Consider the following 15,779-nt stretch of genomic DNA (forward strand, 5'->3'; position numbering starts at 1 on the left):
GATCAGAGAATATCTGCCAGATGCTGTTCAAGGACACCAAGACCGGCCCTGACATCATGGAGATTCTTTCCACCCGTCAGGATGATCTTTCCTGATGAAAAGAGGAGTGCGACGATCTTTGGATCTGCAATCCGGTACACAAGTCCCGGGAACTGTTCAGGTTCGTACTCAATATTTTCGAGTTGCAGGGTGATGACAACTTTATTCAGATTGATGGATTTTCCCATGTCATAGGAGCAGACGATATTCGTCACATTAACATCCGGGATCTCATGTGTCACCACACCGGCATCCTTCAGTGATGAGATGATGATCTCAAGACCACGGTCCATATCCTCCTCATTCTTGATCCCGGTGAGGACAACCTTGCCAGATGAGAAGATCAGTGATGCCATCTTCGGATCCTTGATCCGGTAGACCGCCCCTGGGAATCTCTTGGTATTGAGTTCGCACCCCTCGATATGGTCGGCAATTGCCAGGAGATCGATCGAATCGGCGATGACACCGGAAGCGACGATATTTTCGATCTTCAATGAGTCGTACTGTTGATCTGCCATCCTCGTATAATTGAAGCTTTCCAGACCATAATGGTGTTGGCGAAGATTTATGGGATCCGTGACGTAGAAGGTGATAGCTACCTTCAGTGAAGAGATGACCAGGTACGCGGGTCTTCGGTACCAGAGAAGAAGGAGAGGGTCGATGATACACGGCGATCAGGTTTTCGGAGGGCTACCACCCCTGCATATCTTCCCCCTTCTTCCGGTCAATGATCTTCTTCATCTTCTTAAGCCGGTAGAGATCCTCACGCTCACGCTCCTCGATGGCGATCTTAATGAATTTCGCCTGTTTTTTCAGGTCAGGGATCATTATCTGTTCAAGGGCATTGACTCTCCGCCTGTTCTTCTGAATCTCCTCACCGAGCCGGCGAAGTGCGGTCTCTGTCTCTGCCAGTTCGATGATCAGATCCAGCTCGGCCTCAAAATGTTCTGCAACCTCGTCAATCCTGCCGCTTACACCCAGAATACCATAGCCCCGTTCGAAAGAACGCCGTGAAAACTTACGTTTTTCAATGACCGGGACAGGAACGCCCATGATATTCTTTCCAGAGATATCAAGGGCGATGCCACTCCGTGTGGCAAGGGCAGCAGACTTGAGAGCAACCGAGTCATCGACTGCATGGGCAAGGTGTAAGGAGTGCCTGGCAGCCTCATCGACCCGCTCCAGCTTCTCCCGGGACTCGGATACACCCCGCATTATCTGAAAGAACTCTGCAATCAGGGCATCCATCTTCTGCCTGAGAAGCTCCTTTCCCTGTTCGGCAAGCTTAATCTGTGTCTTAATTCTGATGAGCTCCATCCTCGTCGGGTGAACCTGCTCCATCTACACGGCCTCCCTGTATGCGGGATGGTATCTGGTGATATAGTCAACAGGAATCCTCTTGAGCTCCTCCTCAGGCAGTATCGAGAGGAGATCCCAGCCGATCCCGAGGGTCGCTTCAATCGACCGATCCTCGTCGCCCTGGCTGATGAACCGCTTCTCAAATGCATCGGCCAGGGTAAGATACATCCTGTCAAGCTCGGTCAGTGCCTCCTCACCGACAATGGCAACGAGCCTTCTGAGATCCCGCCCGTACGCATACGAGGCGTAGAGCTGATCTGCAACATTGCGGTGATCCTCTCGTGTCTTCCCCTCACCGATCCCCGAGTTCATCAGCCGTGAGAGGCAGGGGAGGATATCTATCGGCGGATCACCTCCTCTCCGGAAGAGATCACGGGAGAGGACGATCTGGCCTTCGGTGATATATCCTGTAAGATCAGGGACAGGATGGGTGATATCATCGTCCGGCATGGTCAGGATAGGGATCTGGGTTATCGATCCCTTCCTCCCCTTGATCTTTCCTGCCCTCTCATAAATTGAGGAGAGATCGGTATACATGTACCCCGGATAGCCACGTCGTCCAGGCACCTCCTCGCGTGCAGTCGATATCTCCCTGAGGGCCTCGCAATAATTGATCATATCTGTCAGAATGACAAGGACATGGAGGCCGTGGGTATATGCAAGGTATTCTGCCACGGTAAGGGCACATCTTGGTGTTGCAAGACGTTCGATGATGGGATCATCAGTCAGGTTCATAAAGATGACAGCACGCCCCAGTGCCCCGGTCTTCTCAAAAGCCTTCATGAAGAATGACGCCTCCTTGAAGGTGATACCCATCGCCGCAAAGACGACGGCGAAATCCTCTCCCTCGCCAAGGACACGGGCCTGTCTCCCAATCTGGGCGGCAAGCTTGTTTGCCGGAAGACCGGCTCCGGAGAATATCGGAAGCTTCTGCCCACGAACCAGGGTATTTAAGCCATCAATTGCGGATATACCTGTCTGAATGAAATCGGATGGCTTATCCCGGGCAACCGGGTTGATCGGCATCCCATTGACATCAAGACTCAGCTCCTCGATCACATCGGGCCCTCCGTCACGCGGATGGCCGATTCCATTAAAGATCCGCCCCGTCATATCGGGGGCGAGTTTCATAAGGAGTGGTTCACCGGTGAACCTCACCCTGGTCCTGAGATTATCAATGCCACTCGTCCCTTCAAAGACCTGAACGACCGCAACATCCTTTGCTATTTCAAGGACCTGGCCGGATCGCTCCTCCCCATTCGGGAGGGTGATGCGGACAATCTCATTATATGAGACGTTTTTTACATTCCTGATGAATATCAGCGGACCTGACACATAGCTGATCGATGTGTACTCCCTGGTAACAAGATCTCCCGGCATCACTCTTCCTCCATCAGTTCTGAGATCCCCTGCTCTATCTCATCAATAAGATTCAGAATACTCCCGGTATCCGGCCGTTCTTTCATTCTTCCGATATCCTTTCTCGCCTGGATTTTCAGAATGGCATCGATTGGAACGCCAATGGTCATGGCACGGAGTGATCGGTCGTGATAAACGAGGATCGCCCGTAGCATCCAGTACTGTTTCTCAAGTGAGCAGAACGAATCGATATCATGGAACGCGCTCTGCTGCAGGTAGTCCTCACGTATCATCCGCGTCACCTCCAGTATGATCTTTTCGCTGTCCGGAAGTGCATCCGGGCCGACGAGCTGGACGATCTCCTGAAGTTCAACCTCCTTCTGAAGAAGGTACATTGCCCTGTCCCGGATCTCGCGCCAGTCCTCTGCCACATGTTCGGCAAACCACCCCCCGATACTGTCAAGGTAGAGCGAATAGCTCTTGATCCAGTTGACAGAGGGGTAGTGACGGCGGTATGCAAGGCTGGTGTCAAGCGCCCAGAAAGTTCCCGCAACACGGAGTGTGTTCTGGGTTATCGGCTCTGAGAAGTCCCCGCCAGGTGGAGATACCGCACCGATGACGGTGACGGATCCAATCCGATCTCCGGATCCGGCACAGATGACCCTGCCTGCCCGTTCATAAAATGCTGCGAGGCGCGTCGCAAGATACGCAGGATAGCCCTCCTCACCGGGCATCTCCTCAAGCCTTCCTGAGATCTCACGGAGCGCCTCGCCCCAGCGCGAGGTCGAGTCTGCCATAAGGGCGACATCATACCCCATGTCACGATAATATTCTGCGATGGTGATCCCGGTGTAGATGGATGCTTCCCTGGCGGCAACAGGCATATTGGATGTATTGGCGATGAGAACCGTCCGCTCGATGAGAGGGAGCCCGGTCACCGGATCGATCAGTTCAGGAAACTCATAGAGGACATCGGTCATCTCGTTTCCACGCTCCCCGCAACCAATGTAGATGACAACCTGAGTATCAGACCATCGTGCAAGCGTCTGCTCGGCGACGGTCTTGCCGGTTCCAAAGCCGCCGGGAATCATGGCTGTCCCCCCTTTTGCGACCGGGAAGAAGGTATCGAAGATGCGCTGGCCTGTTATAAGGAGGGTGTCAGGATCGAGCTTCTTCCTGTACGGGCGTGGTCTCCGTGCAGGCCATATCTGCATCAGGGGTATCTCAGTGCCGTTATCCAGTGTACAGACCGGTTCGGAGACGGTGAATGACCCTTCATGGATCTCCTTTATCGTGCCGGAAATATGTGGCGGCACCATCACCCGGTGCTCAAGATGAAACTCTGACACGGTCCCGATGAGATCGCCCGACATCACGTTCTGGCCCGGCAGGGCTGAAGGGTGAAACTCCCATCTCCGTGAGAGATCAAGACCTGGCGGGAAGACGCCCCGGGAGATGAGATCTCCGCTCATCTCATAGAGAACCGGGAGGGGGCGCTGAATACCATCATAAATCGATGACAAAAGACCTGGTCCAAGTGCCACGGAGTACGGAGATCCGGTACTCGCCACCCTCTCCCCGATCCGCAGGCCCGATGTATCCTCATATACCTGGATGACAGCTTCGTTGCGGTCAAGGCGGATGATCTCCCCGAACAGTTCGTCACTGCCGACCCGGACAACCTCATACATCTGTGATCCACGCAGGCCCTCTGCTGTAACAACAGGGCCTGAGATCCTTGAAATAACCCCTTCTGTCATCGTTTACTGCCTCACCACAATGTTGTAGCCGATGGCCTTGCGGAGAAGGCGATCGATATAATTCTCCTGCTCACCCGTACTCTTCCCTGAAGGAATGGGGAGAACGATCGGCCGGTACGTCTTCTCCACACGCTCCATGATCTTCCCGTCAAGTGCGGCGATAAAATCTTCATTGATGGCAATGATCCCGGTATCATCCCGGTACAGGAGTGATGAGAGGAGGGCGGAGGCTTCTCCCGGATCGGTGAGTTCTATCACCTCAAGACCGGCAAGCCGAAACCCGATGGCCGTCTCCGGATCGGTAACAACCATGCATTTATACATATGATAACGCCCTCCGCAGTTCGGACTCAGGAACATCCCCGATGATCGAATGGGCGATGATTCTGAGGTTAATCACCTCATTCTGCTTTGCCCATATATAAGCAACGGGGATCGCAATGCTGAGGGGTTCCCTGAGGAAATTCTTACAGCCCTTCTCTATCATGAACCGTTCAAGTTCCCGCTCTATCACGGAAATCCTTCCTGCAGATATACATTCAGGCTGGATCCCACCGAGAAACCCATATGGCGTGGTGCCAAGCTCCACAAGAATATCGGGAATGCTCCCCGATGATGCGAGGGATTCCAGCCGCTCGATACTGAGGTAACGGCCACCATCGATGAGATAGTCGCGTATCGTCTCATCCTGCATCTTCTCTCTGGTGATCCTGAGGAGGGTTCTGATGTTGGTGATATCAATCTCGGTGGTGATCATATCCAGTATGATCTGCTGATCATAGTGCTCAGGATTATCAAGGAGGGAAAGAGCCCGCTCATAATAGTACCGATCAAGGGGAAGCTCGAGTACAGCGAGATCCCGTGTATCAAGATATGCAGGCAGGTTGCGGGTGAGGGGACGGGAGTAGTCAATCCTCCATGTTGCAAGGAGATCAATGATAGCCCGGACATCCGGCTGTTTTGAGAGTTCGAGGAGGGCGGCCATATCCAGCTCGCCCGCCGGCAGAAGACAGTCACGGATCTCGTTTGTGGGGGCATTGATCTTCTTCCCGCGAAGGAGGGTCTTGATGTTCTGGATATCCCATCTGTTGAGGATAATCCTGATATAGACCTCCTCCCTCTCTCCGGCAAAGAGGGAGAGTACCTTCTGAAACGCCCGGATAAGATCCCGTCTCAGGGCAACCTCGATACGCTCCAGGCCTGCAGATTCTATACCGGCTTTCTGAAGCTCTTCACGATAGGCCGTCTCTTCAAGAGATGAGATGAAGGCATCAAGATCCGGCTTATTTGTAAGTTCATCGAGATCATGGGTGGTAAGGAGACGGCTCTTCATCCCCTTGATTCGTGCATTCACGTACCCGTACTCCATCCTAACCACCATTCAGTATTCGAAAGACCTCGGATCTGAGAGCCTCCTTTGATCGCTGTAGCCTGGATTCAAGGGTATTTTGTACTGTGAGGGATCCATCTGATGAGCGTGCGATAATCCCGCCCATACAGGTAATATCTGGAATAATGGAGATATCAAGCCCATGAGATGCGACAATATCCTCGCAGAGGTCAAGATCCCGCTCATCGATATGCAGGGTAAACGAACCCTCCATCTCCCCGGTGAGGCCGTTTATGGCCTTTTCGAGAAAACTCCGGTACCGTGGATCTTCCCTGATGGTTTCAAGCTCTCTCTCAGCCTCCAAAAACGCCGTATGAAAGATCTCATCCCTGGTCCGGAGAATATCAAGCTTGTTCTTCTCCCTGGCGGTAAGGATTGCAGATCGCTCCATAGCAATAGCTCTCTGTGCAGATGCAAGGTGCTGGTCACGTATCTTCTCTCCTTCGCGTCCCGCCTCTTCCCTGATCCGCTCTACCAGACCTTCGGCTGCCTGCTGTATCTCTCGAATCTTCTCCTCTGCACTCAGTTCTACCGTTTCGATCAGGTGCTCATACATACGCAGTCACATCCTCCTCTATCAGGCATAGGTGAACAGATCTCCTCTTCCCCGTATCCGGAGGGGAGAGGGTACGCAATGATACACCCTATATCATGACCAGGATCATTGCAGCAATCACAAATCCAAGGATTGCAATCGTCTCGGGAATAGCAAGAAATATCAGCATATACCCGAATGTCTCGGGCCGTTCTGCCACAGTTCCTGCTCCTGCAGAGCCTATTCGTGCCATCGCAATTCCGGCACCGAGCGCTCCGAGGCCAAATGCAATTGCCGCTCCGATTGGTATATACCAGTCCATATCCATTACCTGCATGTACCGCCGTTTTCGGCGTGTATTCTCAACTCGCTCTCCGGTATGATCTCTCTTCTCCGGTGACCGGCAACACCGGAAGAGTGATCTCCATCATATCATGCCACCAACCCCGAAACCATGAACTGCTGTTCTTCTCATCTTCGATCCCTCCTGCCAAAGGGCTTGTATAATTTTCCTCCTCCCTCCATGAATTTGGGACTGAACTCGACGATATGCAGACGAAATGAATGGAGGGAACCGATGAACATCTTCAGTCCGATGTTGAGGAGATGGATGATGGCTGCGATCAGAACACCTATCAGCGCAACCTCCATGGTTCCCCCAAGCTCGTTAGCCACCAGGGCGAGGATGACCGATGCCGTCCCGATCGCCATGATACGAGCATATGAGAGGATATTACCGACGATACTGATGACCTCAAGGCTTGCAATGAATCCGCCTCCATAGATGATCAGGGCAAGTGCGATGACCATCATCAGAAGGCCGGGATAGAGGACGATATCAGGAAGTATCCGGGTTGCCGCTCCGAGGAGGACCAGGATACTGATGATCACCACGATCATCCCAACCTTCTCACAGATATGCTTCCTGCTTGCACAGAGGTACTTTGAGCACCTCATCTTCGCTCTCTGGTTGACAATGCCGATGAAGAGTCCAAGGAGAACATGGAAGATTCCTATCGCGATTGCCAGGACGAGCATCGGTACCATCGCATCAACCCGGTGCCAGGTCACCCCCATTATCTCCATCGGATGGAGCCAGCCCATCTGCTCTCCGAAGTCGCCGAAGAACTCCCCGAAGATATACCCGAATATGATCGTCGGAAAGGCGGCGATGATCATCAGGTTCATCAGGGGTTTGAGCCAGTCAATATCAGGGAACTTCTTCTTCATGATGAGTGCAAACCCAAGAATAACCAGTCCATACCCGATATCTCCGACGATCAGCCCGAAGAAGATTGGAAAGAAGAGGGCGAGAAGCGGGGCTGGGTCCACCTCATTGTACTTCGGGGAGGTGATTAGCCGCACGAGGTACTCAAATGGCTTGATGAACTCAGGGCTGTCATAAAACGTCGGGGCCTCATCCATCGACTCGGGGGTCTCCGGCAGCTCGTTAATGATGACCGCCTCCCCATACTCCTTCAGGAGAAGATCGCGGGTGCGTGGGAGATATTTCCTTGGAATCCAGCCAAGAACGATGAAGGTGTAATCTGTCCGTGCAAACTTATTGTACTCCTTCAACTCCTCAAACCGATCATGGAGCAGTTGCCGAAGTACTGTCAGCTCATCATGCCACTCCGATGAGAGGGCGGCAAGTTCCTCATCAATTGATCTGGCTTCAGAGATTGCCTCCTTCTTCCTCTCGGCATTGAGTTTCAGAACTTCGGCAAGCGGACGGCCCATGTACTGGGCCGGCAGCCGTAGCTCATTGACATTCTGGGAATAGATGAACGAGTGAACCTGCTCGGAGTATTTTCTGTTGAATATGGCGACGGTAGCAATGCTCTTTTCATCAACTGCGGCTGATATCAGTTCACACTGATTATTGGTGATCTCCATGAGGGCATCTCTGATCACCGGAAGAGCGGTCTCAAACTCTTTTTCAATGAGGATGATGGTGATCTCAAACCTCTCAAGTGTTGGAATCTGGCTTTCAATAGGGAGGATCTTCTCGATGACCCCCTGATACCGGGTGAGGTTTGCAATTGTAAATTCGAGATCACTTCTTCGTGTTATAAGGGACCGGGTCCTCTGCTCAAGAGCTGATAGTGCCTCTGTTGCCCGGTTCAGGAGAACGTCATGTCCCTCTGCCCGAAATGATCGCATAAGCTCCTTCTGCTTCTGCTGATCAGGCGTGGTCTTTGGAAATATGAGCTGGATACCCTCAATCTTTGAGATGAGACCGGAGAGTGTATCACTCTCCCCGACCTCGACCCTGCTGAGTATGGCATCACCAATCGAGATATCCCTGGAATAGTCCTCAAGATGAATGGTGCCTGCAGTATAGAGGGTATCCACGATACGGTGGAGGTCTTTTGCAGGTCCGATGACCTGTACTTTCACCATTCTCTGAAGCATCGTTCCATCTCATCCCGATAGTACTTCCTCGATGATCCGGCAAACAGCCTGAGGGAGGTTTGCTTCCCAGCTCTTCCGGAGGTCTTCTTTTATCCTTAGGGTCTCCCGATGCATTTCTTCAATCTCAAACTGAATCGACTCCATCTCAGCTGTATAATACTTCCTTGCCTCCAGCTTCCCCTCAGCATCGAACCGCTCGATAATCTCCCCGGCTTCCTGCTGTGCCTGCTCGACACGTGCGTTGGACTGGGATCGGATCGCTTCAACTCGTGCGCTGATCTCCAGTTCCTTCTCCCGTATCTTCTGTAACACTGATTGTTCCGGGGACATGAGACACCATCCGGGGTTATAGTCCATGACTGGATCGCAATAGTGAGGTCAGGCCATGTGATGGTGGCCGGGGTGAGGCTCGCTTCTTCGGTCGCTTCGTCGCCTCCTCAATCCTGTCATTACACCGGGCCATGGCTATGAGTTTCAGCCGTTCGATCACACGTGACTCGCCGCCACACCCATATTCTGGTGCCTGGTGCATAAAGGATCAGATCCCATGTTGCGATATCCCTGAGTATACCGGATAATATACAGCCCGTTATTTATAGTTATCTCAGAATGATAATAGAGAGAAGAAGAGGGTGTTGCGTCAGGTTTGCAAGCCTGCTCATTTATGTGAAGAGAGGAGCCGTGAAATCTCTTCAATGGCCGCCTTCTCCTGTATCCTCCCCTCTAAGACAGATCTCCCCGTCTGGATGATGATCCCGATCTCATGGCACGTCAGCCTGGAGAAGGAGAACTGTTCCCAGGTGGTGCGATCGATATAGACCCAGAGATCACCAAGCATCCTTCGCATGTAATGGATATCTTCTTCAGTGAGCGATCGCCACTCCTGTGCGATACTATTTCGTATGATCGCAAGAGCCTCCTCGACGCTTTTTTCCTTCTTCAGTTGAAATACCCTCCGTCCGATCTCTCCCCTTGCAACATCCGGCATACACTCTCCTCGACACTTCGGGTATATGATAGTATTGTTATTCTGGCGATGGAACATTCTATGATGGATATAATTATTGCTTCCACTCCTTTTGGATCATGCAAGGATGGAGCTCCTGCAAACAGGAGGATTAGAGGCTCGTATACATTTCGGATCAAATAAATGGGTTGAAAGACTAACCTCCGATGTTTTATGATCGCAAGAGATAGTGCCATCCGGGTATATGAGGACGCCGGGGATGACTTCAGGATTGATCTTCCTGAGTTCTTCAACTTCGCCTTTGATGTCGTTGATGCCTGGGCTGAAAAGGATAGAAACAAGCTCGCTCTCATATGGGTGAACCAGAAGGGGGAAGAGAAGAAGTACAGTTTCTGGGATCTGAAGACCCTCTCAAATGAAGCGGCGAATATTCTCCTGAAGTTTGGGATCAACAAGGGTGACCGTGTCTTTGTGATGCTTCCGCGTATCCCCGAGTGGTGGATTCTGACACTTGCCCTGATGAAGCTTGGGGCGGTCTTTGCACCATCTCCGACGATGCTGACGAAAAAGGACATCATCTATCGGATTAATGAAGGCGACTTCAAGATGGTCATCACCGATATGGAGAATGCACCGAAGTTTGAGGGGCTGCAGGACTCCTGCCCGTCACTTGCCCAGAAGATGGTCGTTGACGGGGAACGGGAGGACTGGATCAGCTATCCATTCGAACTGGCATACCCTGCTCCCGTTGCACGGACGCTGGTCCATTTCAGGAGCCTCAGAAGGACAAAGCCGACCGATCCGCTCCTGATCTTCTTCACATCCGGCACGACCGGGGAGGCGAAGATGGTGCTGCATGAACAGAGCTATGCTCTGGGTCATATCATAACGGCACAATTCTGGCAAGATCTCAAGGAGAATGATCTCCATTTCACGGTCTCTGATACCGGGTGGGCAAAGGCGGCCTGGGGGAAGTACTTCGGCCAGTGGATCTGCGGTTCCGCCATCTTCGTCTATGATATACGGGGCCGGTTCAAGGCGACCGAGCTTCTCCCCCTGATCGAGCGGTACGGGATCACCACCTTCTGTGCCCCGCCGACGATCTACCGGATGCTGATCATCGCAGACCTCCGGAAGTTTGATTTCTCTGAACTCCGCCACTGTTGCTCTGCAGGGGAGCCGCTTAACCCTGAGGTTATCCGGATCTGGAGGGAAGGAACCGGGCACGATATTTATGAAGGGTACGGCCAGACCGAGACGGTCTGCTGCATTGCGACCTTCCCGGGGATGAAGTGCAAGTACGGCTCGATGGGGAAGCCATCGCCGGGCTGGCAGATTGAACTGCATGATGAGGAGGGGAAGCCGGTCCCTGATGGCGAGGCCGGCAGGATTGCCATAAGTCTCAATCCCCGCCCGGTCGGTCTCTTCCGGGAGTACCTCTATAATCCCGAGGCGAATGCCGAGTCATTCGTCGATGGGTTCTACTACACAGGTGATAAGGCATACAGGGATGATGACGGGTATCTTTGGTTCGTCGGCCGGGATGATGATGTCATCAAGAGCTCCGGCTATAGGATTGGTCCCTTCGAGGTCGAGTCGGCACTCCTTGAGCACCCGGCTGTCCAGGAGGCGGCGGTCATCGGGACACCGGATATGATCCGGGGGATGGTGGTGAAGGCATTCGTCGTCCTCCATGAGAAATGCACGCCATCAGAGAAGCTGATCAAGGAGATCCAGAACCACGTGAAGCAGACGACCGCTCCGTATAAGTATCCGAGGGCGATTGAGTTTGTGGCCGAGCTTCCAAAGACGATCTCAGGAAAGATCAAGCGGGCAGAGCTTCGGGAGCGAGAGATGGCAAAAGCGGCAGGCCAGAGTGGCGATGATGATGGCTCTGGCAGCAGGAGAGGTCTGAGGAGACCTGTTGAAGAGTAGATGGATGAGATCATGATGAAGGGTGTACCCCCTTTCGTGCATCCCCTTTTTCCCTGGTTTTTTGGAATCGAAGTGCACATATTTATACCTCAGAAGAGCAAAGATTAAAGAGCAACGGCGCGAGGGTTGCCGAGCCAGGTCAAAGGCGATAGGTTCAGGGCCTATTCATGTAGGTGTTCGCCGGTTCGAATCCGGTCCCTCGCATTTTCTTATTCTATTATTCTCTATCAATTGATAGTATTCTCGCCTTCGGGTCATTTCCTCATCAGGAGCATCTGATCAATAATCTCGTCTTGATGAATAGAAGGTTTTATAAATAAGTCCATTATATTTAGACATATTAGGGAATGATATGGATAAAAAGATTTTATTATCGCTTTTCAATAGGTCTTATCGAACTATTCGAGACTATATGGGATCCCTTTCCTTATATAAATTTTATAATTTCAAAAAAAAGACGAAATCATGTGATCAGGCAGACCTGCCGGATGTGATACGTCTTTATCAACAAAATTTTGATGGTGGTCACGAAGCCAGCATTGAGAGGTATCAGAGGTTATTCAAACATACTTTTTATATAATAAAAAATGAAGAGGGTGAAATGATGGGTTATTGTTTATATACCATCCATTTTTCCATTCAGAACCAAAATATCATTCGATATGCTACAATTTACTCCTTTGCGGTCGATGACAGGTTTCAAGGAGAGGGTATAGGCGGCACCTTATTATCAGAAAGTATTACTGAATTAAAGAATAATAATATATATGTCATTCGATTATTTGTGGATATGCTGAATTCTCCCGCGGTTCATTTATATAAAAAATTTAACTTCAATATACAGGGAACTATTGAGAATAGATGTGGGCAAGGAAAGAAATGTTATAGTATGGAATTATTACTCTAAATGAAACCCATGGAAAGAATGCTCTTTTATCATGAGTCATTTCTTCATAATAGCCAAATATTCACAGCGGGCTTTCTTATTCTGGTATCTCTCCTTATCTTCGTTCTTATAACCGCAATCTCGGTTCGCTGGCAGGGGGGCATTGATCCTGAGGCGCTGAAACGGGAGGATCTGCGGATCGAGTACAAAGACTGGATCAGCAACGGCCGCTATACGGGGCTGAGGAATACCGAAATGATCGAGCTTGCATCACTGGAAGATCTCGTTGCTGCGGCGGTCGATATGAACCAGCGTGTCATCTATGATGAGAAGAGCGGGATCTACTTCTTTGTTGTCAATAATCTGATGTATCAGTATTTGGAAAACTGATACCAGGGTATCCCCTTCCCAACTTTTTTACAAAACCCGACCCGATACCCTGATTCATTCCGGGTATTCAGCTCTCTTTTTCAGGATCGCCGCTCTTCTTCCCCCCACTTCCGGGAGCCAGGTACTCCCTGTACGCGGCAATAGCAAACTTCTCCAGCCGGTCGATCCGCTTCTCCTGCCTTTTGACCATCTCCCGCAACTCCTGCAGCTCTTTCTGTATTTCCTCTTCGTTCATCCTATCACTCTGTATATCATCTGCTCCGGGGTTTATTGATACCCACCCCGGAGAGTCGGTTCCCTCCCCCCTCCCCCCGGTATCCCGATGAGGAGAGCAGAGCGGGGTGAGGACGCATCCAATACCTTAAATACAATTCTTCCATAGTATCCCTATGCGCAGATGCATGCTGCTTCTTATCATTCCACTCCTCCTTTTCGCCGGGTGCCTCACGGCAGCTCCGCCCGAAGAGGAAGGGGGAGCGGAGATACTGGTGATCGAACCCATGGACCCCTTCCCCATCTTTGAAGGGCAGGCACTATATTCTCACCTTGTCACCACCGATACACCCATTCCCCCGATGAACTACAACCTTGGCCACGTCACCATCAGTCCGGGGAATGCAACCGATCCCCACCGTCTCCTCGGCACCAGCGAGATCGTTTTTGTGCTTGATGGAATCGCGGAAATACACTGCGACGAGACCATCATTACTGCCGGAAAAGGGGAACTCATCCTCCTGCCGGAGGGCGTCCTCCAGTCGATTGTCAGCGTTGGAGAGACCGACCTCCGGTACCTCTCGGCAAATCAGCCACCTTACCGGGACGCCATCGATATCCGGGGGGATGAACTCGCATCCTATGAGATGATGGCAAGTCAAACGCCGATAGTGATCTCTGATCCCGAGGAAGGGATCGAATGGGATTACGAGACGGGGACGATGATCTACACCCTCATCAACCCGGTTCTTATGCCGGAGCTGGATCTTCCAATCGATTACAGCGTCGCCTATGCCGAAATCCTCCCCGGCGGCCGGATCGTGAGCAACAAGGTGACAGGAGCAGTTGATCTCATTTATGTGATCGAAGGCAGTGTGGATTTTAGCACACCGGAGGGGGTAACGATCACCGTCCGGACAGGAGATGCCGCATACTTCCCACCAGGCCAGGCAAAGGAGATACGAAACTCCGGTGATACACCGGCAATACTCCTGAGTATCGTGGATCCGGCATGGAGACCAGCGTTCTTCGAGACCGGATAAATCAAAGGGATATCAGGAAAAAAGCAACTGATGGTGGAAAGAGCCACCAGTTCCACCTTTTCCCTTCCTAAACGACCGATCAGATCCGAATTACCTGCAAAAAGGGGAGAAGATAATACCCGATCAGCAGGATATGGACGGCGAGGAAGAGGTAGACGAGCTTGAACTTGATCTTCTGCGTCTTATGCCGTAACAATTTCATCGCGGCCATCGCCCCAAGCGGACCGATCATTGCATATATCAGAAGCCGCTTCTCGCTCGTCCTCCACTGGTTCGATTTTGCGTTTGCCTTATCGTCAGCAAACGTCAGGAACGAGAAGATATTCAGAATCAGGTAGAGAGCCCCGTGAATGAGGAGATCCTGAGGAAGAGGTACTGTCATATGGAAATATGTGCTCTCTTCAGAAATAAGGGGAGGTGATGGATCCTCCAATCATCTGTTCGGTTTTACGTCCTTCCCCAACCGGATCTTCCGATCAGAGCCGGTCAGAATCTTCGCTTTCTGAAGCTCGCTGACTATCATCTTTGTTACCAGCGGATCAAGAGCAATTGAGTATCCATCTGTCTCTCCGCCGGGTGGATCTGCATAGTCCTTCATCGCACGAACAAGCTCCTCCAGCGAGATGGGCGCTTTCGTCCCGATCACCTCCATCATCGCATTCAGGACCTTTCGCTTCGTCAGGTAGTTCTTATAAAACTGATCAAACGAATCCGGATCGAGATTCATCTCCTCAAGATCATCAATGAGATAGTCATAGGGATCACACAAGTAGAGGCGTGGATCGGTGACGACGACACATTCCGGTTCCAGATAGTAATGTGTCGAGAAGACCGGGTTATAAGCCGATCCCGACTCCCTGAATGCTATCTCTTCGGAGAGCGACCTGATCTCATAAAGAAGGGAGCCCGCATTCTCGACTTCCTTCTTCAACAGAAAGCCATTTTGAGTCTCTTCGACGATATCATTATCCTTCATGATGATCGTTATCGCAACCCAGGTGTCATCATAGGTTTCAGGATTTGGATCATCAGTATGCATCGCCTGAATCCTCCCGAAAAGGGAGAGCATCCCCTGCCTTGCTTCATCATGAGTATATATCAGATCACCCGGTTTTTTGCCATCCAGAAGAAGATGGAGTTTCTTCTGAATTCGGATCATCAGATCACGCTGAAATGCGAATTTTCCACGAATTGAGGATTCTTCAGACTCCGGATTATCATCAGACCCTTCCATGGCAAGATCAGAGAACCAGGCGATAAATCCATCAATACTGCAGGTGACAAGGTCTTCTGAGAAGGCCGAACTTCGGTATATCTTCTTCCCTGACGCACCGAGAATACGCAGGTTTTTCAGGAAGAGATCTGCTTCCTCCTCAGAGTTGAAGATGAGTGATTCTTGGAGGATCATACAGCACTATTGGCTGGTGCGACTATGAAGCTGGCGGTTTTGTTCGTAAAAAAAGGAAAAGCGGCGTCAGGTGAGAGATC

General features: G+C 51.3%; 19 protein-coding genes and 1 tRNA gene. 5 read left to right on the forward strand and 15 right to left on the reverse strand.

From position 1 onward, the window contains the following. Positions 1-2 precede the first annotated feature (2 nt). From J2T58_RS02410 to J2T58_RS02465, 12 genes are all read right to left on the reverse strand, one after another. Positions 3-557, reverse strand: coding sequence for a TATA-box-binding protein (locus J2T58_RS02410; protein ID WP_253487150.1), 555 nt, complete (start codon positions 555-557; stop codon positions 3-5). Positions 558-729: 172 nt separating this feature from the next. Continuing rightward, the gene (locus J2T58_RS02415) at positions 730-1,380 is read right to left on the reverse strand and encodes a V-type ATP synthase subunit D (protein ID WP_253487151.1); all 651 of its coding nucleotides are present in this window, start codon (positions 1,378-1,380) and stop codon (positions 730-732) included. Beyond that, positions 1,381-2,778 carry a V-type ATP synthase subunit B gene (locus tag J2T58_RS02420; RefSeq protein WP_253487152.1) on the reverse strand — a complete coding sequence of 466 codons (1,398 nt, stop codon included), beginning with the start codon at positions 2,776-2,778 and terminating at the stop codon, positions 1,381-1,383. Then, positions 2,778-4,517, reverse strand: a complete 1,740-nt coding sequence (locus tag J2T58_RS02425; RefSeq protein WP_253487153.1) for a V-type ATP synthase subunit A — start codon at positions 4,515-4,517, stop codon at positions 2,778-2,780. The genes J2T58_RS02420 and J2T58_RS02425 overlap by 1 nt, the downstream gene beginning before the upstream one ends. A 3-nt stretch (positions 4,518-4,520) precedes the next feature. Further along, positions 4,521-4,841, reverse strand: a complete 321-nt coding sequence (locus tag J2T58_RS02430; protein WP_253487154.1) for a V-type ATP synthase subunit F — start codon at positions 4,839-4,841, stop codon at positions 4,521-4,523. Then, a complete protein-coding gene (ahaC, locus tag J2T58_RS02435) occupies positions 4,834-5,886 on the reverse strand; it encodes an ATP synthase A1 subunit C (protein ID WP_253487155.1) in 1,053 nt (350 codons plus the stop codon). Before ahaC ends, J2T58_RS02430 begins: the two co-directional genes overlap by 8 nt. 1 nt (position 5,887) lies before the next feature. Beyond that, positions 5,888-6,463, reverse strand: a complete 576-nt coding sequence (locus J2T58_RS02440) for a V-type ATP synthase subunit E (protein WP_253487156.1) — start codon at positions 6,461-6,463, stop codon at positions 5,888-5,890. 88 nt (positions 6,464-6,551) lie between these two features. Then, positions 6,552-6,764, reverse strand: coding sequence for an ATP synthase subunit C-like protein (locus J2T58_RS02445; RefSeq protein ID WP_253487158.1), 213 nt, complete (start codon positions 6,762-6,764; stop codon positions 6,552-6,554). A gap of 149 nt (positions 6,765-6,913) precedes the next feature. Continuing rightward, complete coding sequence (locus J2T58_RS02450; protein ID WP_253487160.1) at positions 6,914-8,857, reverse strand: V-type ATP synthase subunit I; 1,944 nt, start codon at positions 8,855-8,857, stop codon at positions 6,914-6,916. A 9-nt stretch (positions 8,858-8,866) separates the two neighbouring features. Next, on the reverse strand, positions 8,867-9,187 hold the full coding sequence (locus J2T58_RS02455) for a V-type ATPase subunit subunit G family protein (RefSeq protein WP_253487161.1): 321 nt from the start codon (positions 9,185-9,187) through the stop codon (positions 8,867-8,869). 16 nt (positions 9,188-9,203) lie between these two features. Next, the gene (locus J2T58_RS02460; RefSeq protein ID WP_253487162.1) at positions 9,204-9,389 is read right to left on the reverse strand and encodes a hypothetical protein; all 186 of its coding nucleotides are present in this window, start codon (positions 9,387-9,389) and stop codon (positions 9,204-9,206) included. A 126-nt stretch (positions 9,390-9,515) separates the two neighbouring features. Next, positions 9,516-9,845: a hypothetical protein gene (locus J2T58_RS02465; RefSeq protein WP_253487163.1), complete on the reverse strand. Its 330-nt coding sequence runs from the start codon at positions 9,843-9,845 to the stop codon at positions 9,516-9,518. A 192-nt stretch (positions 9,846-10,037) separates the two neighbouring features. Here J2T58_RS02465 and J2T58_RS02470 point away from each other — a divergent pair, with 192 nt between their 5' ends. The 4 genes from J2T58_RS02470 to J2T58_RS02485 all read left to right on the forward strand — a co-directional run bounded on the left by J2T58_RS02470 (position 10,038) and on the right by J2T58_RS02485 (position 13,035). Next, positions 10,038-11,759: an AMP-binding protein gene (locus tag J2T58_RS02470; protein ID WP_253487164.1), complete on the forward strand. Its 1,722-nt coding sequence runs from the start codon at positions 10,038-10,040 to the stop codon at positions 11,757-11,759. A 119-nt stretch (positions 11,760-11,878) separates the two neighbouring features. Beyond that, a tRNA-Leu gene (locus J2T58_RS02475) sits at positions 11,879-11,963 on the forward strand. 148 nt (positions 11,964-12,111) lie between these two features. Then, positions 12,112-12,666 (forward strand): GNAT family N-acetyltransferase, encoded by a 555-nt coding sequence (locus J2T58_RS02480; protein ID WP_253487165.1) that lies wholly within the window; start codon positions 12,112-12,114, stop codon positions 12,664-12,666. Beyond that, a complete protein-coding gene (locus tag J2T58_RS02485) occupies positions 12,667-13,035 on the forward strand; it encodes a DUF5305 family protein (protein WP_253487166.1) in 369 nt (122 codons plus the stop codon). Between the two features lie 67 nt (positions 13,036-13,102). On the opposite strand, the gene J2T58_RS02490 is transcribed toward J2T58_RS02485, so the two are convergent. Next, entirely contained in the window at positions 13,103-13,270 is a 168-nt protein-coding gene (locus tag J2T58_RS02490) for a hypothetical protein (RefSeq protein WP_253487168.1), read from the reverse strand. 166 nt (positions 13,271-13,436) lie between these two features. Here J2T58_RS02490 and J2T58_RS02495 point away from each other — a divergent pair, with 166 nt between their 5' ends. Next, entirely contained in the window at positions 13,437-14,291 is an 855-nt protein-coding gene (locus tag J2T58_RS02495) for a cupin domain-containing protein (RefSeq protein WP_253487170.1), read from the forward strand. 79 nt (positions 14,292-14,370) lie between these two features. Here J2T58_RS02495 and J2T58_RS02500 read toward each other — a convergent pair whose 3' ends face one another. Both J2T58_RS02500 and J2T58_RS02505 read right to left on the reverse strand, forming a co-directional pair. Then, positions 14,371-14,673, reverse strand: a complete 303-nt coding sequence (locus tag J2T58_RS02500) for a DUF1294 domain-containing protein (protein WP_253487171.1) — start codon at positions 14,671-14,673, stop codon at positions 14,371-14,373. Positions 14,674-14,724: 51 nt separating this feature from the next. Continuing rightward, positions 14,725-15,699, reverse strand: coding sequence for a hypothetical protein (locus J2T58_RS02505; RefSeq protein ID WP_253487172.1), 975 nt, complete (start codon positions 15,697-15,699; stop codon positions 14,725-14,727). Positions 15,700-15,779: the final 80 nt, after the last annotated feature.

Source organism: Methanocalculus alkaliphilus, assembly GCF_024170505.1.
GTDB classification, from domain to species: Archaea; Halobacteriota; Methanomicrobia; order Methanomicrobiales; family Methanocorpusculaceae; genus Methanocalculus; species Methanocalculus alkaliphilus.